24 protein-coding genes are annotated in these 26,849 nt (G+C 30.7%); 1 reads left to right on the forward strand and 23 read right to left on the reverse strand.

Translation table 11 applies throughout. The features are described from left to right. Positions 1-26: 26 nt before the first annotated feature. The 3 genes from gdhA to G9F72_RS16200 all read right to left on the reverse strand — a co-directional run bounded on the left by gdhA (position 27) and on the right by G9F72_RS16200 (position 3,373). Positions 27-1,379 carry an NADP-specific glutamate dehydrogenase gene (gene gdhA / locus G9F72_RS16190; protein WP_164955675.1) on the reverse strand — a complete coding sequence of 451 codons (1,353 nt, stop codon included), beginning with the start codon at positions 1,377-1,379 and terminating at the stop codon, positions 27-29. Between the two features lie 189 nt (positions 1,380-1,568). Continuing rightward, positions 1,569-2,447, reverse strand: a complete 879-nt coding sequence (locus tag G9F72_RS16195; protein ID WP_164955676.1) for a MurR/RpiR family transcriptional regulator — start codon at positions 2,445-2,447, stop codon at positions 1,569-1,571. A 215-nt stretch (positions 2,448-2,662) separates the two neighbouring features. After that, entirely contained in the window at positions 2,663-3,373 is a 711-nt protein-coding gene (locus tag G9F72_RS16200) for a pseudouridine synthase (protein WP_164955677.1), read from the reverse strand. A gap of 228 nt (positions 3,374-3,601) precedes the next feature. Here G9F72_RS16200 and G9F72_RS16205 point away from each other — a divergent pair, with 228 nt between their 5' ends. Continuing rightward, the gene (locus G9F72_RS16205) at positions 3,602-4,702 is read left to right on the forward strand and encodes an iron-containing alcohol dehydrogenase family protein (protein ID WP_164955678.1); all 1,101 of its coding nucleotides are present in this window, start codon (positions 3,602-3,604) and stop codon (positions 4,700-4,702) included. A 121-nt stretch (positions 4,703-4,823) separates the two neighbouring features. Here G9F72_RS16205 and msrA read toward each other — a convergent pair whose 3' ends face one another. The 20 genes from msrA to G9F72_RS16305 all read right to left on the reverse strand — a co-directional run bounded on the left by msrA (position 4,824) and on the right by G9F72_RS16305 (position 26,825). Continuing rightward, entirely contained in the window at positions 4,824-5,303 is a 480-nt protein-coding gene (gene msrA / locus G9F72_RS16210; RefSeq protein ID WP_164955679.1) for a peptide-methionine (S)-S-oxide reductase MsrA, read from the reverse strand. A gap of 127 nt (positions 5,304-5,430) precedes the next feature. Then, positions 5,431-5,760, reverse strand: a complete 330-nt coding sequence (locus tag G9F72_RS16215) for a single-stranded DNA-binding protein (RefSeq protein ID WP_164955680.1) — start codon at positions 5,758-5,760, stop codon at positions 5,431-5,433. Positions 5,761-5,923: 163 nt separating this feature from the next. Continuing rightward, positions 5,924-6,691 carry a hypothetical protein gene (locus G9F72_RS16220; protein WP_164955681.1) on the reverse strand — a complete coding sequence of 256 codons (768 nt, stop codon included), beginning with the start codon at positions 6,689-6,691 and terminating at the stop codon, positions 5,924-5,926. A 218-nt stretch (positions 6,692-6,909) separates the two neighbouring features. Next, on the reverse strand, positions 6,910-7,302 hold the full coding sequence (locus tag G9F72_RS16225; protein ID WP_164955682.1) for a histidine kinase: 393 nt from the start codon (positions 7,300-7,302) through the stop codon (positions 6,910-6,912). Between the two features lie 157 nt (positions 7,303-7,459). Continuing rightward, a complete protein-coding gene (locus tag G9F72_RS16230; RefSeq protein WP_164955683.1) occupies positions 7,460-8,095 on the reverse strand; it encodes a HutD family protein in 636 nt (211 codons plus the stop codon). 26 nt (positions 8,096-8,121) lie between these two features. After that, entirely contained in the window at positions 8,122-9,366 is a 1,245-nt protein-coding gene (uvsE, locus tag G9F72_RS16235; RefSeq protein ID WP_164955684.1) for a UV DNA damage repair endonuclease UvsE, read from the reverse strand. A gap of 557 nt (positions 9,367-9,923) precedes the next feature. Beyond that, positions 9,924-10,901 carry a tyrosine-type recombinase/integrase gene (locus G9F72_RS16240; RefSeq protein WP_164955685.1) on the reverse strand — a complete coding sequence of 326 codons (978 nt, stop codon included), beginning with the start codon at positions 10,899-10,901 and terminating at the stop codon, positions 9,924-9,926. A gap of 122 nt (positions 10,902-11,023) precedes the next feature. After that, on the reverse strand, positions 11,024-11,284 hold the full coding sequence (locus G9F72_RS16245) for an HPr family phosphocarrier protein (protein WP_164955686.1): 261 nt from the start codon (positions 11,282-11,284) through the stop codon (positions 11,024-11,026). A gap of 118 nt (positions 11,285-11,402) precedes the next feature. Next, on the reverse strand, positions 11,403-12,593 hold the full coding sequence (locus tag G9F72_RS16250; protein ID WP_164955687.1) for a pyridoxal phosphate-dependent aminotransferase: 1,191 nt from the start codon (positions 12,591-12,593) through the stop codon (positions 11,403-11,405). A gap of 225 nt (positions 12,594-12,818) precedes the next feature. Next, positions 12,819-13,079 (reverse strand): stage V sporulation protein S, encoded by a 261-nt coding sequence (locus G9F72_RS16255; RefSeq protein ID WP_164955688.1) that lies wholly within the window; start codon positions 13,077-13,079, stop codon positions 12,819-12,821. Between the two features lie 119 nt (positions 13,080-13,198). Further along, positions 13,199-14,734, reverse strand: coding sequence for a ribonuclease Y (gene rny / locus G9F72_RS16260; RefSeq protein WP_164956061.1), 1,536 nt, complete (start codon positions 14,732-14,734; stop codon positions 13,199-13,201). 393 nt (positions 14,735-15,127) lie between these two features. After that, the gene (gene recA / locus G9F72_RS16265) at positions 15,128-16,195 is read right to left on the reverse strand and encodes a recombinase RecA (RefSeq protein WP_164955689.1); all 1,068 of its coding nucleotides are present in this window, start codon (positions 16,193-16,195) and stop codon (positions 15,128-15,130) included. Positions 16,196-16,381: 186 nt separating this feature from the next. Further along, the gene (gene pgsA, locus G9F72_RS16270; RefSeq protein WP_164955690.1) at positions 16,382-16,942 is read right to left on the reverse strand and encodes a CDP-diacylglycerol--glycerol-3-phosphate 3-phosphatidyltransferase; all 561 of its coding nucleotides are present in this window, start codon (positions 16,940-16,942) and stop codon (positions 16,382-16,384) included. Beyond that, positions 16,926-18,263 (reverse strand): 30S ribosomal protein S12 methylthiotransferase RimO, encoded by a 1,338-nt coding sequence (gene rimO, locus G9F72_RS16275; RefSeq protein WP_164955691.1) that lies wholly within the window; start codon positions 18,261-18,263, stop codon positions 16,926-16,928. The genes pgsA and rimO overlap by 17 nt, the downstream gene beginning before the upstream one ends. 189 nt (positions 18,264-18,452) lie before the next feature. After that, on the reverse strand, positions 18,453-20,768 hold the full coding sequence (locus G9F72_RS16280) for an FtsK/SpoIIIE family DNA translocase (protein WP_164955692.1): 2,316 nt from the start codon (positions 20,766-20,768) through the stop codon (positions 18,453-18,455). Positions 20,769-20,946: 178 nt separating this feature from the next. Then, on the reverse strand, positions 20,947-21,672 hold the full coding sequence (locus G9F72_RS16285; RefSeq protein WP_164955693.1) for a ClpP family protease: 726 nt from the start codon (positions 21,670-21,672) through the stop codon (positions 20,947-20,949). Between the two features lie 57 nt (positions 21,673-21,729). Next, positions 21,730-22,920 carry an aspartate kinase gene (dapG, locus tag G9F72_RS16290; RefSeq protein WP_164955694.1) on the reverse strand — a complete coding sequence of 397 codons (1,191 nt, stop codon included), beginning with the start codon at positions 22,918-22,920 and terminating at the stop codon, positions 21,730-21,732. A gap of 15 nt (positions 22,921-22,935) precedes the next feature. Continuing rightward, on the reverse strand, positions 22,936-23,211 hold the full coding sequence (locus G9F72_RS16295; RefSeq protein ID WP_164955695.1) for a YlmC/YmxH family sporulation protein: 276 nt from the start codon (positions 23,209-23,211) through the stop codon (positions 22,936-22,938). Between the two features lie 136 nt (positions 23,212-23,347). After that, a complete protein-coding gene (locus G9F72_RS16300) occupies positions 23,348-24,622 on the reverse strand; it encodes a M16 family metallopeptidase (protein ID WP_164955696.1) in 1,275 nt (424 codons plus the stop codon). Positions 24,623-24,713: 91 nt separating this feature from the next. Beyond that, positions 24,714-26,825, reverse strand: coding sequence for a polyribonucleotide nucleotidyltransferase (locus G9F72_RS16305; RefSeq protein WP_164955697.1), 2,112 nt, complete (start codon positions 26,823-26,825; stop codon positions 24,714-24,716). Between the last annotated feature and the right edge of the window lie 24 nt (positions 26,826-26,849).

Here is a 26,849-nt window from a genome sequence, read left to right on the forward strand (position 1 = left end):
TTCTCTTTCAAACGTTTACTTGTGAATTAATAATTTCCTTGTGCGTGCATTGCGCTTGCAACTTTAACGAATCCTGCAATGTTAGCTCCAGCAACTAGATTATAACCAAATCCAAATTCTTCAGCAGAATTTTTACAATTATTGTATATATTTATCATAATTGCATGTAATTTTGCATCCACTTCTTCAGCAGTCCATGATAATCTCATGCTATTTTGACTCATTTCAAGTGCTGATGTAGCAACTCCACCTGCATTTGCAGCCTTAGAAGGTCCTACTTTAATTCCCATTTCTAAGAAGTAATCAACAGCTTCATTAGTACAAGGCATATTAGCACCTTCACAAACAATTTTTATTCCATTTGCAACTATTTGTTTAGCATGTTCAATTCTAATATCGTTTTGCGTTGCACATGGTATTACTATATCAACTTTTACATTCCATGGTTTTTCTCCAGCGTGGAATTCACAACCATACTTGTCAGCATAGTCTTTAACTCTTGCGCCTTTGTTTACATTTAACATTTCAACCATATAATCTATTTTATCTCCTGTTACTCCAGCTGGATCATATATATATCCGTCTGGGCCAGAAAGTGTTACTACTTTACCACCGAGTTCAGCAACTTTTTTACAAACACCCCAAGAAACGTTACCGAAACCTGACGCTGCTACTGTTTTACCTTTGAAATCGATTCCTTCATGTTTAAGCATTTCTTGACAGAAATAAGTTATACCAAACCCTGTAGCTTCTGGTCTTACTAAACTTCCACCATATGATAAACCTTTTCCTGTAAGAACTCCATTTTCAAATGTTCCTTTAATTCTTCTGTATTGTCCATATAAATAACCAATTTCACGTCCACCAACACCAATGTCTCCAGCTGGAACGTCCACGTCTGGCCCAATATGTCTGTAAAGTTCAGTCATAAAACTTTGGCAAAATCTCATTATTTCATTATCTGATTTTCCTTTTGGATCGAAGTCAGAACCACCTTTACCTCCACCTATTGGAAGTCCAGTTAATGAATTCTTTAATATTTGTTCAAATCCTAGGAATTTAACGATTCCTATGTAAACTGATGGATGAAATCTTAAACCACCTTTAAAAGGTCCTATACATCCATTAAATTGTACTCTAAATCCACGATTAACTTGATTAACACCTGCGTCATCTATCCATGGTACCCTAAACATAATTTGTCTTTCTGGTTCACAGAATCTTTCTAAAAGGTTTGCTTCAATGTACTCTGGGTGTTTTTCTAATACTGGTCCTAAAGATCCTAAAACCTCTTCTACTGTTTGTAAAAATTCAGGTTCGTTAGAATTCCTCTTTTTTACATTTTCCAATACTTGTTGAATATAAGCTTTTGTTTCCATAACTTAATCCCTCCTAAAAATGAATGTTTAATTTCAATTTAATATTTTAATGAATACCAAATTGCTTTATAATTAGTATATTCTATATACTTTTCAATAATCCTTCTTTATTTCTAAAAAAAAAATAATATTTCTAAAAAAAGAGTAAACATTTACATATACTGATTCTAAAGGAATATTATAGATGGACTATCTTTCATTTTTGTCTTTATATGAATAAACTTGATATTCTTCCCATATGCTCTCAAGAGTAGAAAATGTTCTTGAAATTTTTTCTTTTTCTCGCAGTCCTACAGCAATAATTAATGCATTTATTACACTAAGTGGAGCTACTAAAGAATCAACAAAGGATGCCATATTACTTTGGGCTATTAATGTGTAATCAGATCTAGCTGCAAGTGGGGATAATAAGCTATCTGTAATTGCTACAACATCTGCATTTCTACTTTTAGCAAAAGCTAAAGCTTCAATTGTTCTTGTAGCGTACCTTGGAAAACCTATTCCAATCACTACGTCTTCTTCAGATACATTAAGCATTTGTTCGAATATATCACTAACACCATAGGCAACAACTTTAACATTATCTAAAATCAGATTTAGATAAAAGGCTAAAAACTCAGCCAGTGCAGAGGAACTTCTAAGTCCAATTATGTATATTTTTTTAGCTTTAAATAGTGAATTTACTACATCCTCAAAAGTTTTATGATTGATCTTTTCAAGTGTAGCGCGAATATTTTCCATGTCTGCTTTTAATACACCTTTTAATGCATTTTCTTGTGTAATGAAGTCATTAGATAACTCAATCCTTTGCACAGTTGTTAATTTGTTTTTAATTAATTCCTGAAGAGATTTTTGCAGTTTTGGATAGCCACTAAAACCTAACTCATTAGCAAATCTTACAACTGTAGATTCACTTACCCCTACACTAGACCCTAATTTTGCAGCTGTCATAAAAGCAGCCTTATCATAATGCTTTAAAATGTATTCTGCTATTAATTTTTGTCCTTTGCTTAAACGTGGAAATTTGACTTGAATAGCCCTCATCAAATCTTGTTTATTATTTTCCATAATAACCCCCAACCTTTCTATGTTAACTAAAAATAAATGAAATAAATATTTCATTATATAATAAAATGAAATATTTATTTCATTTTATCATCTATTGACCATAGTTTCAACGAATTATTCATTTTTTATAATATTTTAGCTGTTTTTTATTTAAAACAGCTAAAATATCCTTGATAATTTCATAATTCCTTCAAAAAACCATTAATATTTTATAATTATAGATTTTTTAAATATTTTATTTCCTCCTGGGTTAAGTTCCTCCATTCGCCTTTTTCCATATTTCCGAGTGTAATCTCACCAACTGAAACTCTTTTTAATGCAATAACTGGATGCCCTATAGCATCACACATTTTTCTAATTTGACGGTTTTTTCCTTCATGAATAGTAATTGTAACCTTGCTATTAAATCCGATTCTCTTATTTATTTCAAAATTTGCTCCTGCCGTAATATATCCGTCAATATCTATACCATTACAGAACTTAGATATTTCTTCCTCTGTTGCGCAGCCTTCTAATAAAGCTATATAAACTTTATTAATTGCTTGCCTTGGATGAATCACCCTATTATAGATATCTCCATCATTAGTTAATATGATTAACCCAGATGTATCATAATCTAACCGTCCTATAGGGTATATCCTTTCTTTTGTCTTAACTAAATCTAAAATAGTTTTTCTTTCTTTTTCATCTTTCACTGTAGATACTATGCCCTCTGGTTTATTTAATGCAATGTAAACCTTATTTTCTTCTATATTGATAATTTTATTATCTACATATACAATATCTTTATCTGGGTCAATTTTATTTCCAAGTTCTGTAACTACAACATCATTTACTTTTACTCTACCTGCCGTAATTACTTCCTCACATTTTCTTCTTGAAGCAACCCCACATCTAGCCATGAATTTTTGCAAACGTTCTTCCACTATAACACTTCCTAATATTATTTTATTTACTATATAAATAAGTCTTCATAGAGAATTATATAAGTATATTAGTAAAAAATCAATTGCGGAAAACTTTTTTCATTTTATTGCCACATCTAAAGTAAAATTTTGCAATATATTTCACTCCTATTTCTTTTAATTTGCCTAATGATATAATATATATATAGAATGTAATATTCTAAATATAGAATATAAGGAGTATATATTATGGATTTTATGAATTACTACATGCCCACAAAAATATTACTAGTTGAAGATGTAGTATTAAAAAATAGCAGCCTATTTAATAATTTTGGAGAAAAAGCATTAATTGTAACTGGCAAAACTTCTTCAATCATAAATGGTTCATTAAGTGATGTTACTAGTGTATTGCAAAAGGAAGGTATTTTATATGATATTTTTAATAGTGTAGAAGAAAATCCCTCTTTAGAAACTGTAGAAAATATTGCAGAACTTGGAAGAGTGCAAAAATCTAATTTCATTATCGGTATTGGAGGGGGGTCTCCCATTGATGCCTCAAAAGCAGCAGGTGTATTAATAAATAATCCAACTGCTACAAGATACAATTTGTTTGATAGTCCCCATTTAAAATCAATACCTGTGATTGCCGTCCCCACAACAGCTGGAACAGGAACTGAAACAACACCATATTCTATTGTTACAGATAATGAACTACAAACAAAGCGCGGTATATGTCAAAGAGTATTTCCCGAATATGCTCTACTAGATGTAAAATATCTAATGTTCTTACCAGCGCAAATAACTATTAATACCTCAATAGATGCATTATCTCATCTAGTAGAGGGATATATGTCATCAAAGGCAAATGTAGTAAGTGATGCACTAGCCGAAAAGGGATTAAAATTATTTGGAGAATGTTTAAATATGATAAAAGAAAAAGATTTTACTTGTATAGTGAGAGAAAAGTTAATGTTAGCTTCTACTATAGCCGGTATGGTAATAGCACAATCTGGAACATCGCTTCCTCATGGGATGGGCTACGCTCTTACATATTCCCATAATATACCACACGGAAAAGCAAATGGAGTACTTCTAAAATCATATTTAGATTTTTGCTTGGATGAAAATAAAGTCCGAAAAATTTTATATCTCTTAACACTAGAAAATTTAGATGACCTTGGTGATTTTTTAAATGCTATGCTTGGATCTGTAAATACGGTAAGTTATGAAGAAATGTGTTCTTATGCAGACAAAATGGTTTTAAACAATGATAAATTGAAAAATCATACTTCCCCTGTGACAAGAGAAGATATCCTGAAAATATATACTGACTCCTTAAAAATATAATTCACACTACAGCATAAATTATCATATATTCTTATGCAACAAAACTTATAAAAACAAGGAAGTGTGAACTCCGCACTTCCTTGTTTTATGTCTTTAAATTTCTAAAGAAATTTTATTTACGTTAATCATCGTTTAAATTAATGTGGCAGTAACCTCCAGGATTCTTTTGTAGATATTTTTGATGATAATCTTCAGCTTCATAAAAACAAGTTAAAGGTTGTATTTCTGTAACTATTGGCTTATTATATCTACTTTGCACTTCATCTTTTATTTTTAATATAATGTCTAAATCAACATTATCAGTATAATAAATACCACTTCTATATTGACTACCTACATCAGGTCCTTGCCTATTGAAAGCCGTAGGGTCTATTATTCCCCAAAACTTATTCAATATCTTTTGAAGGGATATAATGTTTTCATCGTAACTTATTAAACATGCTTCTGCATGACCTGTGTTTCCCGTGCAAACCTCATTATATGTGGGCTCTTTCTTTGAACCATTAGCATATCCAACCACAGTTTCAACAATACCATTTATTCTTGACATATAAGCTTCTACACCCCAAAAACATCCTCCTGCTACAACAATAGTCTTCATAAACACACCTCCATATTATATAAACTAGTACATACATATATATTACTACAAATGCATTTTCTTTTCTAACTAATTGTAAAAAAATGCTCATAATAACAAGTTTATAAAACTGGTAGTTTTATTAGAATTATACTATCTCTTTCTTTTTATCTAGAAATTTAAAATCCTCTGCTACAACTTCTGTACTATATCTTTTGTTTCCATCCTTATCTGTGTAGCTATTACTGCAAAGCCTACCTGTTAAACCAATTTGACTTCCTTTCCCTAAATATTTGCACATAGTTTCAGCTAAAGCATTCCATACCAACACACTTATAAAATCTGCTTCTGGTTGTGAGTCCTTACGTGGTGTTCTATTAATCGCTAGTGTAAATTTAGTATAAAAACCTTTCCCCTCATTAAATTCTTTTAGTTCCAAATCTTTTGTTATTCTGCCTATTAATGATACATTATTCATAATATCTCTCCTTTTTATTTAATAACTTTTAAAATTATTGACAACAAAAATAAATTTTATACAAACAAATGTTTGCTTTTAAATAAATTGTTTTGGGGCAACAAAAAACTTTCGCTTTCCTAAAGTACATCTAGAAATGCGAAAGTATATTTTTTTTTAAAGTTTATTTACTGTAGTATTTGACCTTAATATGTTTTTCAATCTCCTCTTTAGTTCTCTTATCAAAAGGGTTATTTGACATTGCTGTTACAAATAAATATGGAAAAGTATTTTTTAAATGCTTCATATACATAACCCATTGGCTTACACTTGCTCTATATGCTCTTTTTATATCAAGTTCTAAATGTTCATTTTCATCATCTCGTAGTTCTGATAAATTTCTTGAAGATAACTCATCTTCTAAATGAAAAACTGCAGTTAATAAATGGGTAAAGGTTTCATGTTCCAATAAATTCGGATTTTCTAATAATCGAAGTAAAAACCCTCTTTTACTTAATAGAAATTCATTCATTTTCTCTAAATCTATTTTACAAAATTCAATTTCATAGTTATAATTTTTGCATTTTTCTAATGCTTTTTTAAAATCTTTTTCTTCCCAAGTTGCCTCAACTATAAGGAGATTTGCTATTTCATCTACCTTTGGATCAATGGATGTACAGTATTTTAAAATATTAGTTCCTACTTCATTGAAGTATACTCCTATTATTAAATTGAGTTTTTCTATTAAGCTTTCCTTCTCTCTTTCTTTAATGACTCTATCAATAACTAAGGATACTAATAAAACCTCAATTGGTATAAATGCTAATTCACCTACTAGATATATAAATATAGTATGCGCATCTCTAAAAATAAAATAGTGAAAAGAATATAATAATACTGATGAAAGTATTAATAATATGGAAAATTTCACACGCCAATCCGATTTCTTCATGCTTGTCCCCTTTCAAAATATCAATAAATGTATAATACTTTATTTGAAGTTATTTATCAAATAATCTAAACTTTATACTTTTAAAAAATAATACCCCCACCAAAAATAGTGGGGGATTTTGCTTACACTTCAACACATTTTTATTTGGTGTTGATATGCTTCTTCTTAGGGTTTTATTATTTCACCATAACTTGTATTTATCACAATATCATTCTGTTTTATGCCTTTCTAACATTTTCGATGCCATTTTTAGTGAAATGGACTAAATTATTTACCATTTTTTCACCTTCATTTTGATCATTTTTCATTACATAAGGAATTGCTTGAAGCTGAATAAGCAGTGTAGATAAGGTATGGCCAACGGAATCATGAATTACTCTTGATATTCTATTTCTTTCCCTCAAAATAGTTGGTTCTTCTACAGTGTTAGAATACTGCTGTAATTTTTCATAGGTCTCTTTTAAGTTTTCCTCTGATATTCGTAACTTATCATATAAATGCTGTGCCTCGCTTTTTCTCTCTCTTTCTTCTTCAATATATCTTCCCAAAGCTCCAAATATAACTACAATTACCGTATTAAAAATAATGTTAATGAAAACATAATTCTGCATCTTACCATAAATTGGTTTACTGCTTTGGAATACAAACCAGTCATAACAACTGAAAGGGCCACTAGAAAATATACTACATATTTAATTAATGATAAAAACGGATAATTATTTTTTTTCAATTTACCACCTACAATTTATTTAATTATTATTTTTAATATTATTCATAACAAAATATTGAAGCCTTTATGATTTTAGATTCTTCTAGCCCTTTACTGTGAATTTTAAGTTCAGAAGTAATTTCTTCTCCTGTTCTTGTTACTAGTGCTAAGTCGCCTTTTTTGAGACCTACTTTTCCCATTAATCCATTATCTATTTCTATATTACCTAGCACTATGTAAACCGCTTCTGTTATTCCATAAACTTTTTCATCATCTTTCACCTTACTATGTAACCATATATCTTTGATTTCACCACTATTCAAAAAAATGGACTCTAATGTGCCCGTGTAACCTTGTGCCAGCATTAAATTAAAATCTGTAACTTTACCAAAACTTGTTGTTGTCCAATCTCCACTAAAACTATCCTGTTCAAATGCTTTTAACGCCACATTGTGATGGTTTTCATGTTCAAGAAGTAGTTCCCCTTCAATAACCATGATGTGCCTAAATATACCTTGCAGCGAAGTAAATGTAGATTTTTCTACTTCTACCTTTGCAGAACTCAGCCTCCATTTAAAATTACGTTGACCATATAGTGAATCTTCAGGATAAATATAAAGTTCAGTTGTAGTTCCTCCAGACCATTCACTTGTTTTATGTTCATTTTCTTTAATTATTTTAATATTGTAAGACATTTATGGAGCCTCCTATTTAATTGTGTTTAATAGTAAAAGTAATAAGAACTAAGCATATATTCAACATTATACTTATCACATAATTTTTTTAAATAAACCTTAACCTTATCTTTATGTTCCAGATCTATTATGAGTTTCTTAAAATGCATTTGTTCTTTATTAGAAGCATTATTTTTTACATATCCCCATACATGTTCTGCTGTATTTATAAAACTTCCATCCTCTACATCAAAATTCATTATTTCATCTGTATACTCATAGAATTCTTGAAGATTGCAATTTTCTCTTACAAGTCGACTACACGCTTTATAATGTTTATAGTTTCTTTCCATTAGCAGATATTTATATTTTGCCCACTGCTTTTCTGTAATTACATGTTTTAATTGCTTATTCATGTTACTAACTATAAGGTTGCATTTTATAGCTGAAATATCCTTATCTTTTACTTCTAGCATAATATCAATATTAAACTCTTTAACTTGTTCAAAGTATTCTAAAAATTCTTTAACTATTATGGTATTTGAGTGAGCTCCTACATGTTTACGTGAATCTTGTTGACTATAATGCACTTTTGGATTACCATCTTCTTCTTTCCATGTTTTAGCTACCCTATTCATTATTTCTTTTATAGGCATCTCTGATTCATGATTACACTTATGGTGAAGATTATCAAATATAACAGGTATATTGATCTCACCACTTACGAAAAGCAAATCGACAATATTGAATGTTCTATCATCATTTTCAATTACAAGCCTATTCTTTACTGATGGAGATAACCTTTTAAAATTTTCTATGAACCTATTCATAGCTAAAGCCTTATCTCCATACCCACCTCCAATATGAAGTATTATCTTATTGCCTCCATCCACACCTAGGCAATCCAAAAATTTAGCATGGTATTCCAAATCTTTAATTGCCCTTACTACAATATCCTCCTTTTCCGCATTGAGTACTGTATACTGACCTGGATGCATAGAAACTCTCATGCCACATTTTTTTATATATTCCCCTATTTCATTTAATTCATTTTGAAAATACTTATACCAGGTCACTTCATTAATACTATGGCTCCCTAATGGAACTATATCTGAGCTTATCCTGAATAGCTTTATGTTATTTTTTTCATTATTCTCTAATATTTCTCTCAAATCTATTAGATTTTGCTCTAATACCTCTAAAAGCATCTTTTCCGAAAAGTTTTTTAGAGTTAATCTTCTATTTGTTCTAGCATCTATGGTAAGTGGTATGCATGCATATCCTATTTTCATATTTTCCTCCTGCCCATATATTGAAATTACACCATTATCTTCCTACACCCTTTTTTCACTATACACTAATATAAATTAAACTTCAAATATATATTAGTCACTTTCCATTTCATAAATTATTAAAGATCAAATACATTTTCAAATTTATGATTTATGACAATTTTACCTTGTTTATCTATGACCTCCTACCTGTTCTCCATTTTAACCACCACTACACATCCTAAAAAGTCCTAAGCTGATTTAAAGGTATAATTAGTCCAATGCAATTGGCTGTCCGCATAGCACATTCATCATTCTTACTATTGTAGCTAAGCCATGTTAAAAATCTGATACATCTTCAAACTTAGGTTCTACTATAAAAATACTATTCTTATCAAGAATACTCCCTTTACAGTTATCCCAAGCCAAATTCTATACATTGAAAATATTTAAATACATTTTTATAATAGCAAAAAATATATAATCCCCTAAAAAAAATAAAACTTCTTAGGTTCCATTTTATTTAAGGTAATAATGATAATAAAGATTTATTTAAATTTCGAAATATAATACAATGTTTAAAATACGTCAATTAGATCTCCAGCATTATTTTTCAACTTATCTACAGAGTGAATATACCTATTAGTAGTGGCTAAATTTTTATGAGCCGCAAAATCCCGAACTTTTTCTACGGTAGCCCCTCCTAAAATTGCCAGTGTAATAGCTGTATGCCTTGTAGAATGGACTTGCAGGTTTTTATCTATACCTGCATTTTTGCATACTTTTTTTATCATGTAATTTAAAGTGCTTGCATCTAATTTTTCTTTATTCTTGCCATTTGTTGAGTGACCAATAAATAAATACTCCTCCCCACTAGATAATTTATTTCTTTTAGTAAGGATTATATACTCGTTAATCATAGCAAGTACGCTGGCTTGAAGTTTTACTATATCCTCTTTACCACCCTTTCTCCTTACTTTAACTACATCATAACCTGTATACTTGGTAATATGCTTTATTTTAATGTTTATTATCTCAGATTTTCTTAGTGCAGTGGTTAATGCAAGTACTAAAATAGTTTTATTTCTATAACCTAATATAGTAGTTGTATCTATACTATTTAATAAGACCTTACACTCCTCTTTTGTTAAAAACTCAGTTTCCTTGTTATTTATAACTGGTTTTTCTTCTTTTAGACTTCCAAAAGGATTATATTTAATTATATGAATATCAGTAGAATTGTCTTGGTATTTTAATAACCATTTATATAGAGCACTTAATGATGATATTTTTCTATTTATAGTAGCGGAGGACATATTTTTATCCATCAATTTTATTATATAATTTTGTGTATTCAATATAGATACCTTTTTAATATCTTCTATGGTGATATCAGAAATAGAGTCTGCGCTGAAAAAATCTTTAATATCACGTTCATAACTTTTAGAAGTATAAGCACTTTTCCTAGCTTTAATCTCAAGAAAATAGCATATAAAGTGTTTATTGTCTAAAAATACGTTGGAATCACAATTGTATTCTATAATCTTATTTATCATATATATTCTCCCTTAATATTTTCCTTTTTCAATACATTTTAAAAAGCTGCAAACAGTTAGTTAGCAGCTTTTTAAAGTATACAGGCTAAAGGCATCACTTGCTATTTTTTTCAAATGCCTAATTACTCTTCTAATGAGTTAATTAGGTTTATTATTTCTTCTAAGGCTAATTTTTCATCAGCTCCATTTGCTATAACGTTTACAAGGTTGTTAGGACCAACCCCCAGAGATAAAATACCTATTAAGCTCTTAATATTAGCTTTTTTACCCATATATTCTAAACCTATATCTGATTTAAAAGAAGCGGCTTTTCTTACTAATAATGTAGCCGGCCTTGCATGCAAGCCTTTTGGATTACTAACCATAACTTCTCTTGTTACCAATTCACTTCACCCCAATACTTTAATAATAGCATAAGCTAATACAAAACAGTTTATCATTAACTCATACTATTATAATATCATTAAAAAGTATGTAAATCAATTTTAAATATTCAGAGGTTTAGATGTTCTCAACAAACCTTTCGATTCTATCAATTCCATTTTTTATGTTTTCCATTGAAGTAGCATATGATAGTCTAATAAAATTATCCGCTCCAAATGCTATACCTGGTATAACCGCAACTTTTTCTTTTTTAAGTAAAAAATCTGAAAATTGGAGTGAATCCATTATAATTTCTCCATCTATGGATTTATTCAAAATTTTGCTTAAATTAACCATAACATAGAAAGCGCCTTCAGGTTTCAAACAAGACAAATTATTAATACTATTAATTCTTTCTACCATATAATCTCGTCGATGCTTAAATTGTTCAACCATAATGTGGACATCATCTTGCTGTCCATTTATTGCTTCAACTGATGCATATTGAGCAATGGAACTCGGATTCGAGGTAGTATGACTTTGAATGTTAGTCATTAATGCGATTAATTCTGTGCTAGCAGCAGCATACCCTATTCTCCATCCTGTCATAGCATAAGCCTTAGAAACACCGTTAATTACAATAGTTCTACTATAAGCATCCTCTGATATACTTGCTATACTAATATGACCATTATCTCCATATACTAATTTTTCATAGATTTCATCTGATATTATGAATAAATTGTTTGCTTTTGCAAAATCAGCAATTTCTATAAGTTCTTCTTTTGAATATACTGTTCCTGTAGGATTATTCGGACTATTTAACACTATTGCTTTAGATTTAGAAGTTATTGCTCTATTTAGATTTTCAATTGTTAATTTAAATTTATGTATTTCTTCAGTTTGTACATAAACAGGTTCTCCATCTGCTAATTTAACGAGTTCTGGATAACTTACCCAATATGGAACTCCAATTAATACTTCGTCTCCTGGATTTAAAATAGATTGAAAAACATTAGCTAAACATTGTTTTGCTCCAGTTGAAACTATAATTTGAGCTGGTATGTAAGTTAAGTTGTTATCATTCTTTAATTTATGAATTATTGCCTGTTTTAACTCAATAATACCTGATGTAGCTGTATATTTAGTCTTGCCATCTAGAATTGCTTTTATAGCCGCATCTTGAATATTTTTAGGTGTATTAAAATCAGGTTCACCAGCACCAAAACCTATGACATCTAAGCCCTCAGCCTTCATTTTTTTTGCCTTTGCAGTTATATCCAATGTTAAAGATGGTGATATTTGTTTAGCTTTTTTAGATAATTCCATTTTTTACCCCCAACGCATATATTATTTGTATATTTTTACATAAATTTGACTTAAATTAGATAATTGAATTATTGCCCTTCATTTACAAACAAAATGAAGGATATAATTCACATAATACTAATATAGCATTTTTTTTTTGTAATGTAAATAGTATAAACCGCCTATAAATAGTGTGCAAATTTCTATAAAAAACAAAGAGCTTGTACTACAAGCCCTTTATATCTATTATCTAGGTTGAACTATTAATTTAATTGCAGTTCTTTCTTCACCTTCTATTATTACATCTGTAAATGCAGGTATACAGACCAAATCAACACCACTAGGTGCAACAAACCCTCTCGCTATAGCAATAGCCTTAACTGCTTGATTAATTGCACCAGCGCCTATTGCTTGAATTTCTGCTGCTCCACTTTCTCTCAGTACTCCGGCTAAGGCTCCTGCTACTGAATTTGGGCTCGATTTTGCTGAAACTTTTAATACTTCCATAATAAACCTCCTATTAGCCAATTTAATTGCCACATTTGTACTATTCTACAAACGCAAAAAAAATCCTCTTAAAATTTGGAAATTTTCTAAATTTTAAGAGGATTCAATATTATGTTGGTTTATTTAGCATAATCAATAGCTCTTGTTTCTCTGATTACATTTACTTTAATTTGACCTGGATATTCTAGTTCATTTTCAATTCTTTTAACTAGATTTCTTGCCAATTCAACAGCTCCTGCATCATCAATTATTTCTGGTTTAATCATAATTCGAACTTCTCTTCCGGCTTGAATAGCATAGGACTTTTCTACACCTTCATAGGAATTTGCAATTTCTTCTAGTTTTTCTAGCCTTTTAATATACGCTTCCAGTGTTTCTCTTCTTGCACCCGGTCTTGCAGCTGATATAGCATCTGCTGCTTGAACTAGTATTGCTTCAAGAGATTGCAGTTCAACATCACCGTGGTGCGCTGCAATAGCATTTACTACAATAGCTGATTCATGGTGTTTCTTTGCTATCTCTGCACCTATAAGCGCATGAGGTCCTTCAACTTCATGGTCTACAGCTTTACCTATATCATGAAGCAGTCCACACCTTTTAGCTAAGGTTGGGTCAATTCCTAGTTCAGAGGCCATAAGTCCAGCTAAATATGAAACTTCTATAGAGTGCTTTAATACATTTTGTCCATAACTAGTTCTGTATTTAAGCCTTCCAAGCAGTCTAATAATTTCTGAATGAAGACCATGCACTCCTGTTTCAAAAGTTGCTTGTTCTCCTTCTTCTCTTATATCGCTCTCAACCTCTTTTTTAGCTTTTTCTACCATTTCTTCAATTCTAGCAGGATGAATTCTTCCATCCACTATTAGCTTTTCAAGTGCTATTCTAGCAACTTCACGCCTTATAGGATCAAATGCTGAAAGAATTACTGCTTCAGGTGTATCATCAATTATTAAATCAACGCCTGTAAGTGTTTCTAGAGTTCGAATATTCCTACCCTCTCTACCTATTATTCTTCCCTTCATCTCATCATTAGGAAGAGAAACCACATGAACTGTTGTTTCTGCAACGTGATCAGCTGCGCATCTTTGAATTGCGTAAGTAATAATTTCTCGTGCTTTTTTATCGGCTTCTTCTTTTGCCTTAGTTTCAATTTCTTTAATCATAATTGCTGCATCATGTTTAATTTCTTTTTTAATTTCATCTAACAAAACTTGTTTTGCTTCCTCAGATGTTAATCCTGATAGTCTTTCTAATTCTTCCCTTTGTTTAGTGTGTAAATCTTGAACACTTTCTTCTAACATCTCAATTTCTTGTTGCTTTTTAGTAAGATTTTCTTCTTTTCTCTCTAGCACATCACTTTTTTTATCTAAAGATTCTTCTCTTTGGATATTTCTTCTCTCCAACCTTTGAACTTCATTACGTCTCTCTCTTGATTCTTTTTCTAAATCAGTTCTAAGTCTGTGAACCTCTTCTTTGGCCTCTAAAATAGCTTCTTTCTTTTTTGTTTCAGCTTCTTTTGAACTTTCGTCAAGAATTCTTTTAGCTTCTTTTTCTGCCTCAGAAATATTTGCTTGAGATCTATTTTTTCTACTATAAATTACAACAAAAATACCTACGAAAACAACAATCAAAATAGCGCAAACTATTAAAATCATTGCTCCACTATTAGCATTAAACATTATCAACACCTCCTTTGCTTATTTTCCAGTCTATTTAAGAGTAAACATGAAAGCTAGAGAAGGTGTAATATTTATTCAATTGGTAGCAATTTGAATATGCTAAACCAGTATTTGTATTTATTTTATATTACTTTTCAATTAATGTCAAGATTTTAACATTTAAATAAGTTATTTTACTTTTACTATTAATTATAATTATGCTAAACCATAGTATTATACAATTAAAAAGCATAGACTACGCACCATAATAATAATATTCCACAGTTATACTTAAAATATACCAGTTTAATTACAATAGTTAATAAAATTTAATAACCGAAACAAATAGTTAATAATTAATTAAAGAAAAAAGCAAGTAAAAACTTGCTTTTATGCTTCTTTTTTACTAAGTTCTTTTAGTTCTTTTGCCTCTTTTGCTTCTTTTTTATCAATTACTGGAGCTTTTGCTAATGGCAAATTATATTTTTCCCTGATTTTATTTTCTATTTCGAACATTACCAAAGCATTATCTTTAAAGTATTGTTTTGCATTTTCTCTTCCTTGTCCAAGACGTATATCTCCATAGGCAAACCATGCTCCACTTTTTTGTACAATTTCTTCTTTAACTCCTATATCTAAAACATCTCCCTCTCTAGATATACCTTCACCATACATAATATCAAATTCAGCTTGTTTAAATGGAGGAGCCACTTTATTTTTAACTATTTTTATTCTTGTTCTATTTCCCATAAATTGATCACCTTGTTTAATTGTATCTATTCTTCTGATATCTATTCTAACAGAAGCATAAAATTTTAATGCTCTACCGCCAGGAGTTACTTCTGGATTCCCAAACATTACTCCAACTTTTTCTCTTAATTGGTTTATAAACACAAGAACACATTTTGATTTATTTATAGATCCAGCAAGCTTTCTTAGTGCTTGTGACATAAGTCTTGCTTGCAGTCCTATATGAGAGTCTCCCATTTCACCTTCAATTTCAGCTTTAGGCACCAATGCGGCTACTGAATCCACAACAATAACATCTATAGCCCCTGAACGAACTAAGGCCTCTGTAATCTCTAAAGCCTGCTCACCGGTATCTGGTTGTGAAACTATTAAATCATCTATATTAATTCCTAGTGCTTTAGCATAAATAGGATCTAGTGCATGCTCTACATCAATAAATGCAGCTGTGCCGCCTTCTTTCTGTGCTTCTGCAACTACATGTAGTGCAATTGTAGTTTTACCTGAAGATTCTGGTCCGAAAATTTCAATCATTCTTCCTCTAGGCACACCACCTATACCTAGCCCTATATCTAGTCCTAAACAACCAGTAGAAATAGCATCTACATTTAAAGTACTATGATCTCCAAGTTTCATTATTGAACCTTTACCGAATTGTTTCTCTATTTGACCCATAGCTGCTTCTAGTGCTTTTAATTTTTCATTATTCATTTATTTCCCCTTTGGGTTCACCATCCTTTTCATTGCGAACATTTGTTCTATATTAAGTATACACTATTTGATTTGCACGGTCAATATGCAAAATAAAAGTTCCCACTTTTTCCTCCTCTTGGATCATTTCGGAATATTATAATGGGAACCCTTTATTTGTATTATTAACAAATTATATTAAATTAATCACTTATCAATTCTAATTGATTCTTTATTTTTAACAAAATAGTCAACGCCTGATATTATTGTAATAATAACTGCAGCAGCCATAAATATATTAGTTAAGTTACTTAGAATTGGATTTAATTCTGGGCTTAAATCCTTTAAATTATACAATAAGGCTATAATTATTGCTACTATTTGAATAACAGTTTTTATTTTCCCCCACCAGCTAGCTGCAATTACTTTTCCTTCTGCAGCAGCTATTGTTCGAAGGCCTGAAACTGCAAATTCTCTAGCAATTATAATCATAGCTACCCAACTAGGCACAATGTGAAGTTCCACCAAAGATACAAGTGCAGCAGTAACCAAGAGTTTATCCGCTAGTGGATCCATAAATTTACCGAAATTAGTTATTTGGTTTCTGCTTCTAGCTATATAACCATCTAATTTGTCTGTAAGAGAAGCTACTATGAAAATAGCAGTAGCCACTTCTCTCCCATAAGGTATGTTCTTAGCTGCCATAAATATTAAAAATACAGGCACTAGAAAAATTCTAATCATTGTAAGTTTATTTGCCAGATTCATAGCACACAACTCCTATTAAATCATATTCTAAAGCTTTTGTAACCTTCACCTCAACAAATTCTCCCTTATTATAAACCACATTAGAGTCAAAGAAAATATTTCCATCAACTTCCGGTGCCATTTCATAACTCCTACCAAAATATGTTTTATCATTAACGCCTTCTACTAAAACCTTGTATATTTTTCCTATTTTTTTACTATTTAGTTCTTTTGATATACTTTGTTGTATTAACATTAGTTCTTCTTCACGTTTTACTTTTATATCATCAGAAATTTGATTTTCCATTTCTGCTGCTAAAGTACCATCTTCCATTGAATACTTAAATACTCCCAATTTATCAAACTTAATTTCCCTAATAAATTGTTTTAACTGCTCAAAATCCTCCTGCGTTTCACCAGGGAATCCAACTATTATTGAAGTTCTAAGATTTACTTCCACAATGTTTTTTCTCATTTTATTTATGTTTTCTGTTATAACATTCTTTCTTCCTTTTCTTCTCATGGATTTAAGAATATCATCACTTATATGTTGGATTGGTATATCTACATATTTACATACTTTATCGTTTATTGATATTTCATTAATAATTTCATCTGTCATTTCTTCTGCATAACAGTAAAGTACTCTAATCCATTCAATTCCACTTATTTTAGAAATTTCTCTTATCAACTTGTGTAAGTTTTTTTCACCATATATATCAATACCATATCTAGTGGTATCTTGAGCAACTAAAATAATTTCTTTGCAACCATGCTGGCTTAACTCCCTAGCCTCTTGTACTATATTTTCCATCTTTCTGCTTCTATATTTGCCCCTAATATTCGGAATTGCACAATATGCACAAGCATTATCACAACCCTCAGATATTCTAACATATGCAGAATAAGTTCCTGTAGTTAATATTCTTTGTCCTTCATTAATATTTTCATCACTATAACTACAATGTTGTACTTTAATATTATTTAAAAGCACCTCTTCTATACTGCTTAATAACTTATTATAATCGTTGACACCAAGCATTATATCAAGTTCTGGCATAAGTTCAATCAGTTCCGCTCCATAACGCTGGGTAAGGCACCCCGTTGCAATTAAAACCGTACACTTGTATTTGTCTTTGTATTTTGACATTTCAAGAATAGTGTCTATTGATTCTTGTTTTGAAGATTCTATAAATCCACAAGTATTTACTAAAATTATATTTGCAAGTTTGGGATCATTGGTCATAGTATATTTTTCACTTAAACTGCTTATTATAATCTCACTATCAATTCTATTTTTATCACAACCTAAATTTATAACTCCAACTTTTAATTTTTCCACCGGTCATCCTCCTTGTTTGTCTCTCTGAGTAGATAACATTTATTAACTGTTATCCTCCTTGTCTTGTTATATAAGTAAATAATAGTTATTAACTATTATCCTCCTATAATTGTACACATAAATTATTGTAAATGTGATTTACAAATTAAACAAGGGTATTTGCGATTTTTCTTAAAGAAATTTATGTTATTAGTCATTTAATTCGCTATGGCTTAATAATATTTCTCTAGGCTTACTTCCATTTCTACCTGAAATAATTCCGCGTTCCTCCATTTGCTCTATAATTCTTGCTGCTCTATTATACCCTATTTTTAGCTTACGTTGCAATAAGGAAGTGGAAGCTTGATCATTTTCAACTACAATTTTAATTGCTTCATTTAATAATTCATCAATATCATCGGCTTCATCTTTATTACTTGAATTACCTTCTATTTCGTCTATTATTTCTTTTTCATAGCTTAGTTCTGTTTTCTGACTTTTTATAAAATCAACAACTCGTTCAACTTCTTCTTCTGATACAAATGCTCCTTGAATTCTAACTGGTTTAGCCTCTCCTACAGGATAAAAAAGCATGTCGCCTTTACCTAGTAATTTCTCTGCACCTGCTGAGTCTAAAATTGTTCTTGAATCTATTTGACTTGAAACTGCAAAGGATATTCTTGAAGGTATATTAGCCTTTATAACCCCTGTAATAACATCTACAGATGGTCTTTGCGTTGCAATTACTAAATGCATACCGGCCGCTCTAGCCATTTGTGCCAGTCTTCCAATGTATTCCTCTACATCATTAGCACAAACCGTCATGAGGTCTGCTAACTCATCAATTATAATTACTATCCAAGGTAATTTATTTTCCGCAATACCTTTATTAACTAATTCATTATATCCTTCAATATTACGTACATTGTTTTCAGCGAAAAGCTTATACCTTCTTGTCATTTCATTTACAGCCCAATTTAATGCGCCTGCAGATTTCTTAGGGTCAGTTACAACTGGTATCAATAAATGCGGTATCCCATTATAAATATTTAATTCAACTACCTTAGGGTCAATTAATAATAGCTTAACCTCCTCTGGAGAATATTTATAAAGTAAACTTATTATTAATGAATTTATACAAACACTTTTTCCAGATCCCGTAGCTCCTGCTACCAACAAATGAGGCATTTTAGTTAAATCCGAAACAACACAATTACCACCTATATCTTTCCCCAAACTAAAGGATAAATTTTTATTTGCAGCTGAAAATTCACTAGACTCTATTACCTCTCGAAGGTATACTGCACTTAACTCTTTGTTTGGAACTTCAATTCCTACAGCTGCCTTACCAGGTATTGGTGCTTCAATTCTTACACCAGAAGAAGCTAAATTTAATGCAATATCATCTGCGAGATTTACAATTTTACTAACCTTGACACCAGCATTTGGTTGAAGCTCAAATCTTGTAACTGATGGTCCTTTTGTAACTTGAATAACTTTTGCTTCAACTCCAAAGCTACTTAATGTCTCTTGCAGTTTATTAGCACTACTAAGCAACTCTTTTTTATCATTTTTATTCATTTTTGAAGTAGTATTTTCATTTAATAGGTCTACAGTTGGAAAATCATATTTATTGTTTGACTTTGAATGTACACTATTTAATTGTATTTCTTGTTCTACTTCTTGTTTAATAGAATTATCTACATACTTCTCTTTTGATACGCGTACATTGTCTGGTTTAATATTATCAAGAGCTTCCTCTTTAGTTATAATTTCCACATCAGACGCAACTTCATTTGACCTTAAAAAATCAAATATTTTAATTTTATTGTTAATTCCCTTTATAAAATCATTTTTATCTGCATTTGGAACTATTACTTCTTCTTGCTTATCACCATTCTCTATATATAACTCCTTATTATCCTTATTATCATTATTATTCTTACTCTTTTTGATTATAAACTTATCTTTTAGATTAAAACAGATATCATACAATGATATTTTTAATATTAAAGTTAAACATATAACATAAACACCAATAAAAATAATAAAACTTCCCACAGCACCAAATAATGTATGCAGTGGTACATCAATTAAATAACTAATAATTCCACCATGCAGCACATGCTCTGAATTGTATATTTTATTAATTCCCTGCAAAAACTCTCCTTTTGCATAATACTTATTAAATGATAACATTTGTATAAAAAGCAATGTATTTATTATAAAAAGTATTATTCCATAAAACTTCTTGCTGAAGTTTATCTTTCCTTTCTTAACAATATAGCATATACCAATAAATATTATCGAAAAAGGCGAAAGGTATGCACCCACCCCCAGTATTGCAAAAAGTAAATGGTTAATAAAATCACCTATGGTTCCCGATATGGAATCAGAACTTGAAAACATAGTAGAGAATATACTAAATAAAATTAATATTCCAATTGTTATTAAAATAATTCCAAAAATTTCACTATCAAAATCTACACTACTCGCGACTTTAGATTTGGTTTTTTTTCTAGCCAAAGTATCACCTCCATTCTTAATATTTCTACAAATTTTAGAAATCTCCTTTAACTTTATATAGCTTTATAGATGAATTTTAAACTATATCCATAAAGAATACAATTGATTCTAGCAGTTATGATAAAAAAACCAATAAAATAGATATAAATAGGCCCTAAGAACCTATTTATATCTATTTTTAAGCCTTATCTATCATTTCGTTTAATTTTGATAAGGCCTCACTAATGCCACCAACTTCATCTATTAATCCATTATCAACTGCTTGTTTTCCGATAAGTATAGTGCCCATATCATTTAAAAGCTCATCAGTTTGATGCATTAATCTATTTACGGTTTCCTTATCGATTTTGGAAGTTCTAATAATAAACTCAGTTATTCGTTCTTGCATTTTATTAAAGTATTCAAAAGTTTGAGATACCCCAATTATCAAACCATTCATTCTTATAGGATGAATTATCATAGTTGCAGATGGGGAAATAAATGAATACGCAGCAGCTGTTGCCAGCGGGATACCTATTGAATGACCTCCTCCGACTACTAGTGATACAGTTGGTTTGCTAACGCTTCTAATCATCTCCGCTATAGCAAGGCCTGCTTCCACATCTCCTCCTACAGTATTTAGAACTATAAGAATACCTTTTACTTTTTCATCTCTTTCCATAGCAATTAACTCTGGAATAACATGTTCATACTTAGTAGTTTTAGTTTGAGGAGATAACATCATGTGTCCTTCTATTTGACCAATAATAGACAAAATTTGTATTTTATCATTTTGAATCGGAACATTAGTTACTCCCAGTTCTTTGATATTCTCAACTTGTTGATTTGAATTTTCCACAATAATTTCTTTTTTTTGATCTTCTTTATTTTTCTTAGCTTCTTTATTTTTTTCAACTTTTGGCATTTGCATTCCTCCTAATCCATCTTTATTTTGTGCATTAAGAGAAACTATATACATTTATTATCCTAATTTAAATTCCCTATGCAAGGCATTAATTGCTGCTTCAACATATCTCGCTTCTACAAGACACCATATAGTCATATGAGAATCTGCTGTTTGAAGAACTTCAATTTTTTCTCTAGTTAAAGCCTTAAGAATTCTAGCCATGACACCAGGTATTCCTCTCATTTTTGAACCTATAATTGAAATTTTGCTACAATCCCTCACATAAGAATAGGACATATTAGTCTCTTTTATTAAATTTTCAAATTTAATAAAGTCTTTTTCATCAATAGTAAATATTTTTTCTTTAGGAAAAACGTTTATAAGATCTATACTTATAAGATTTTCAGCTAAAATATCAAAGAGATCATCGTAGTTAAGATCTGAATTTTTGCATATTTTTATTTGAACTCTACTATTCATATGTGTAATTCCTGTAATTATATTTTCATAACCTTCGCTTCCCAAGTTACTAATTACCGTTCCATCACAATCGTTCATAGTGTTTTTTATAACTAATGGTATATTATACTTTCTAGATATTTCCACTGCCCTTGGGTGTATAACCTTAGCTCCTTGATCTGCAAATTGAAAAATTTCATCATAACTTATTTTCTTTATTAAAGTTGCTTCGGAAACTATTCGTGGATCTGCTGTCATAATACCATCTACATCAGTGTATATTTGAGTCTCTACTGCATTAAGTGCTGCACCTAATATGGCAGCAGTAACATCACTTCCACCTCTCCCTATAGTGGTAATATAGTTATTCTCATCCTTACCTTGAAATCCTGCGACCACAGGAATTTTTCCCTTTTGCAGTATGCTAAGTATTTGTTTTGTGTCCACATTAAGTATTGCTGCATTGTTATAATTGCAATCTGTAATTATACCTGCTTGTCCTCCAGTTAAGGGCACTGCATCAATACCATTATTATTTAACTCATTGCACATTATTACAGTACTTATAGTTTCACCACAACTCATTAGTAAATCTACTGCTAGTGGATTTACTGATTTAAAGTTATCATCTATAAGGGATAGAAGAGTGTCTGTAGCATAAGGCTCACCTTTTCTTCCCATGGCAGATACTACTACCACGGGAAAATAACCTTCTTGCTTTGCATTTAAAACTTTGCACACTACCAGCTTTCTCTTTTCCTCCGTTGAAACGGAGGTGCCTCCAAATTTTTGTACTATTATCTTCATTTATGTCCTCCATAATTAAATATGAGATTTTTTTAAAAATTCATTATCAACATCAATTATTATAGTTCTGGAACCTATTTTTTTAACATATTCCCATGGTACTTCAATGATATCGTTGCTTTTGAAAAAACTAAATTTAGAACTCCCTTCATTAATAATTAAAAATTTCAGAAGACCATTCTCATCGATGACTACATCATTGCTACCTAAATTGCTATATTTATCACCATCATTAATGTTGATAATTTCATATCTTTCCATTTCACTGTACAGCTTTATATTATCTTCCATAGAAATTCCCTCCTTAACAATACTTTGAAGGGTCATTAAACTAAATACAATTACCTTTTATTTATTTTGATGCCCCTAGAATACTATGGCATATATTGTGGAGTTATGCATAATTTCTATATTATTATAAATAAATTTACTTATCCATAGAAATAATATTACCTTTAAAAAGTTTTTTAAGCATTTCTCTTTCTTTACCTACATAGGCAGAATTTATTATACCCTTATTAAAAGTCTTTTCCATTACGGTGTTTACCCTTATCATATCTATATCATTTATTTTTTGCAATACGTCTTTAGGAGTATTAATTCTATTCAAAAACATAACAGACTTACCATTGCTAAACATTCTACTACTTGTGCTTTCAAGCCCTAGAATATAACTGCCCTTTAACTGCTCTTTAGCCTTTAGTAATTTTTCATTATCTATTCCTGCTTTTGCAAATTTGCTAACCTCTTCTTTTATTGCCTCAATAGCAACTTCCGCATATAGTGGATTGAGCCCCGCATAAATGCTTACAACTCCTGTATTTTTAAATGCTGACAAATAAGAATAGATTGAGTAACACAGGCCTAACTCTTCACGAACCTTTTGAAATAGCCTAGAGGAGGCTCCTCCTCCTAATATATTACTTAGAAGTATTAGAGTATAAGTATCCTCATTTCCAATCTCCACACCAGGAATTCCAAGGCTTATGTGAAGTTGTTCAATATCTTTTCTTCTAAAATAATGGTGATTTAGTAGCTGTGGACTACTATATTTTGTAATATTCTTATTTTTAGTATGCCATTTCCCAAAATATTTTTCTAGAAGCTTTTCTATATTTTTCATGTCAAATTTACCAGAAATTGATATAACTGAGTTTTCTGGTATATAATACGAGTCAACGTAATCTAACATCATTGTTCTATTAAAAGATTTTACTGTATCCATTGTTCCTAAAATAGGTAAGGAAATAGAATCCTTACTCCAAATTGCTTTTGTGTGTAAATCTACTAACACATCTTCCGGTGAATCTTCACTCATGTTTATTTCTTCGAAAATTACACCTTTTTCTTTTTCAATTTCATCTTCTGAAAAATTACTATTGAAAAGCATATCTGACAGAATATCCAATGATAATTCTAAATGTGTATCTAAGGCTTTTATATAATAACATGTGGCTTCTTTTCCTGTAAATGCATTTATTTGACCGCCCACGTCCTCAATAGCTTCAGCAATTTGTTTTGCAGTTCTACCTGGCGTTCCTTTAAAAAGCATATGCTCAATAAAATGTGATATTCCACTGTTGCTTGTATTTTCATTTCTTGAACCATTTTCTATCCATAAGCCTACGCTTACAGAATTTACATATTCAATGTCTTCAACTACAACTCTTAACCCATTATTTAACTTAAATAAATTGTACATATGCGCCTCTCCTTAATGCGAATTTATATTTACTATGTGCATATTAGGGGAATATTATTAAAAAAAATAAAAAGGCATCTAAGCCCTTCTATTATTCAGCATCTTTTTTTTCATTTTCACTATCTTTAATAGCATCTCTTCTTGAAAGATTTACTCTTCCTTGATTATCTATTTCCATTACTTTTACTAATATTTCATCACCAACTGATACAATATCTTCTACTTTATTTACTCTAGCAAAATCAAGTTTAGAAATATGCACTAATCCTTCTTTATTAGGAAGTATTTCAACAAATGCTCCAAAAGCAGCAATTTTTGTTACTTTTCCTAAATATATTTCTCCTACTTTAACAGATTTAGTTAGATCTTCAATTATTTTTACTGCTCTATTTGCACAAACACTATCGCTAGACATAATAACAACTTTTCCGTCATCATAAGTATCTATTTTAACACCAGTTTCTGCTATGATTTTCTTTATCATTTTTCCACCAGGTCCAATTATGTCTCTAATCTTATCAGGTGCTATGTTTAGTGTGTAAATTCTAGGTGCATATATTGATATTTCAGCTCTTGCCTCTGAAATACATTGATTCATTTTCTCTAATATATGAAGTCTAGCTTTTTTAGCATCGATAATTGCAGTTCTAATACAATAATTAGATAAGCCATGAAGCTTTGTATCAACTTGTATAGCTGTAATACCTAACTCAGTTCCAGCTACTTTAAAGTCCATATCGCCAAAGAAATCTTCTATACCTTGAATATCTGTTAAAACTTTTTCTTTAGTCAAGTCAGCGTTTGTTATTAGCCCCATTGCAATTCCCGCTGCTGGTCTCTTAATTGGAACTCCTGCATCGAGTAGTGCTAAAATACTTGCACTTACACTAGCTTGAGATGTTGAACCATTTGAACTTAGTACTTCTGATACTACACGAATAGCATATGGGAAATCTTCTACAGAAGGTAAAAGTGGTTCTACCGCTTTCTCTGCTAGTGCACCATGACCAATTTCACGTCTTCCAGGTCCACGCATTGGTTTAACTTCTCCTACGCTATAAGCTGGAAAATTGTAATGATGCATGTATCTTTTAGAATCTTCATTCCCTATTCCATCTAAATTCTGAGCTTCACCTAATGCTCCAAGTGTAGCAACTCCCATTACTTGAGTAAGACCTCTTGTAAATAATCCAGTTCCATGAGTTCTTGGAAGTATTCCTACCTCGCAACTTATTGGTCTAACTTGATCAAAAGCTCTTCCATCAGGTCTTCTATCTTCGTTAAGCATCATATTTCTAACTATTTCCTTTTGGATACCATATGCAACTTCACCTATATCTGATTTTTTATCTGGGTACTTTTCATTAAATTCAGCGCTTATTTTTTGTTTTATTTCATCTACTTTTGTATTTCTCTCATCTTTATCCATTATGTACATTGCTGTCTTAAACATATCAAATGAGAATTCCCTAACTTCACTTTGAAGAGTTTCATCTATTTTACTTATTACAGGAACAACTTTTTCTTTTCCAAATTTAGCCACAGCTTCTTCTTGGAAAGCTACAATTTTTTTACATGCTTCAAAAGCAAAATCAATTGCATTTATCATTACATCTTCTGGTATTTCATTTCCGCTTGCTTCTATCATTGTTACATTGTCTTTCGTTGCACAAACTGTAAGATTCATAGAACTAGCATTTCTCTCTTCTACAGTAGGACTCAATATGAATTTATCATCCACAAGGCCCACTGAAACCGTTGCAACAGCATCAGTAAAAGGTATACTAGATAGGCATAATGCCATTGATGCTGCGTTCATAGCAAGTATCTCAGGTGAATTATCTTGTTCAACTGATAATACAGTACAAACAATTTGCACATCATTTTTATAGCCTTTAGGGAATAGTGGTCTGAGTGGTCTGTCAATACCTCTTGCTGTTAAAATTGCTCTTTCTGATGGTCTTGCTTCTCTCTTTATGAACCCACCAGGAATTTTACCAACGGCATAAAGTCTTTCTTCATATTCTACACTTAGCGGAAAGAAATCAATACCTTCCTTTGGTTTTTCTGATGCATTTGCATTAACCATAACTACTGTCTCACCATAGCTCATGAATATTGCACAGTTTGAAAGCATTCCAACCTTACCATATTCAACTTTAAGAGTTCTACCTGCAACAGTAGTTTCTATAACATGAATCATATATTTGCCTCCCTTCAATTTTTA

It is taken from the genome of Clostridium estertheticum, from assembly GCF_011065935.2.
Lineage (GTDB): Bacteria > Bacillota > Clostridia > Clostridiales > Clostridiaceae > Clostridium_AD > Clostridium_AD estertheticum_A.

Bases quoted from the DNA above. Each gene is read 5' to 3' on its own strand.
- G9F72_RS16240 (WP_164955685.1), bottom strand. From the start codon at position 10,901: ATGATAAATAAGATTATAGAATACAATTGTGATTCCAACGTATTTTTA.
- G9F72_RS16300 (WP_164955696.1), bottom strand. From the start codon at position 24,622: ATGTACAATTTATTTAAGTTAAATAATGGGTTAAGAGTTGTAGTTGAA.
- G9F72_RS16215 (WP_164955680.1), bottom strand. From the start codon at position 5,760: ATGAATAATGTATCATTAATAGGCAGAATAACAAAAGATTTGGAACTA.
- G9F72_RS16225 (WP_164955682.1), bottom strand. From the start codon at position 7,302: ATGCAGAATTATGTTTTCATTAACATTATTTTTAATACGGTAATTGTA.
- G9F72_RS16205 (WP_164955678.1), top strand. From the start codon at position 3,602: ATGGATTTTATGAATTACTACATGCCCACAAAAATATTACTAGTTGAA.
- G9F72_RS16305 (WP_164955697.1), bottom strand. From the start codon at position 26,825: ATGATTCATGTTATAGAAACTACTGTTGCAGGTAGAACTCTTAAAGTT.
- G9F72_RS16230 (WP_164955683.1), bottom strand. From the start codon at position 8,095: ATGTCTTACAATATTAAAATAATTAAAGAAAATGAACATAAAACAAGT.
- G9F72_RS16295 (WP_164955695.1), bottom strand. From the start codon at position 23,211: ATGGAAGATAATATAAAGCTGTACAGTGAAATGGAAAGATATGAAATT.
- G9F72_RS16285 (WP_164955693.1), bottom strand. From the start codon at position 21,672: ATGCCAAAAGTTGAAAAAAATAAAGAAGCTAAGAAAAATAAAGAAGAT.
- G9F72_RS16195 (WP_164955676.1), bottom strand. From the start codon at position 2,447: ATGGAAAATAATAAACAAGATTTGATGAGGGCTATTCAAGTCAAATTT.
- recA (WP_164955689.1), bottom strand. From the start codon at position 16,195: ATGAATAATGAAAAATTAAAAGCACTAGAAGCAGCTATGGGTCAAATA.
- pgsA (WP_164955690.1), bottom strand. From the start codon at position 16,942: ATGAATCTGGCAAATAAACTTACAATGATTAGAATTTTTCTAGTGCCT.
- uvsE (WP_164955684.1), bottom strand. From the start codon at position 9,366: ATGAAAATAGGATATGCATGCATACCACTTACCATAGATGCTAGAACA.
- msrA (WP_164955679.1), bottom strand. From the start codon at position 5,303: ATGAAGACTATTGTTGTAGCAGGAGGATGTTTTTGGGGTGTAGAAGCT.
- rny (WP_164956061.1), bottom strand. From the start codon at position 14,734: ATGATTTTAATAGTTTGCGCTATTTTGATTGTTGTTTTCGTAGGTATT.
- dapG (WP_164955694.1), bottom strand. From the start codon at position 22,920: ATGAAGATAATAGTACAAAAATTTGGAGGCACCTCCGTTTCAACGGAG.
- G9F72_RS16250 (WP_164955687.1), bottom strand. From the start codon at position 12,593: ATGGAATTATCTAAAAAAGCTAAACAAATATCACCATCTTTAACATTG.
- G9F72_RS16255 (WP_164955688.1), bottom strand. From the start codon at position 13,079: ATGGAAGTATTAAAAGTTTCAGCAAAATCGAGCCCAAATTCAGTAGCA.
- G9F72_RS16220 (WP_164955681.1), bottom strand. From the start codon at position 6,691: ATGAAGAAATCGGATTGGCGTGTGAAATTTTCCATATTATTAATACTT.
- gdhA (WP_164955675.1), bottom strand. From the start codon at position 1,379: ATGGAAACAAAAGCTTATATTCAACAAGTATTGGAAAATGTAAAAAAG.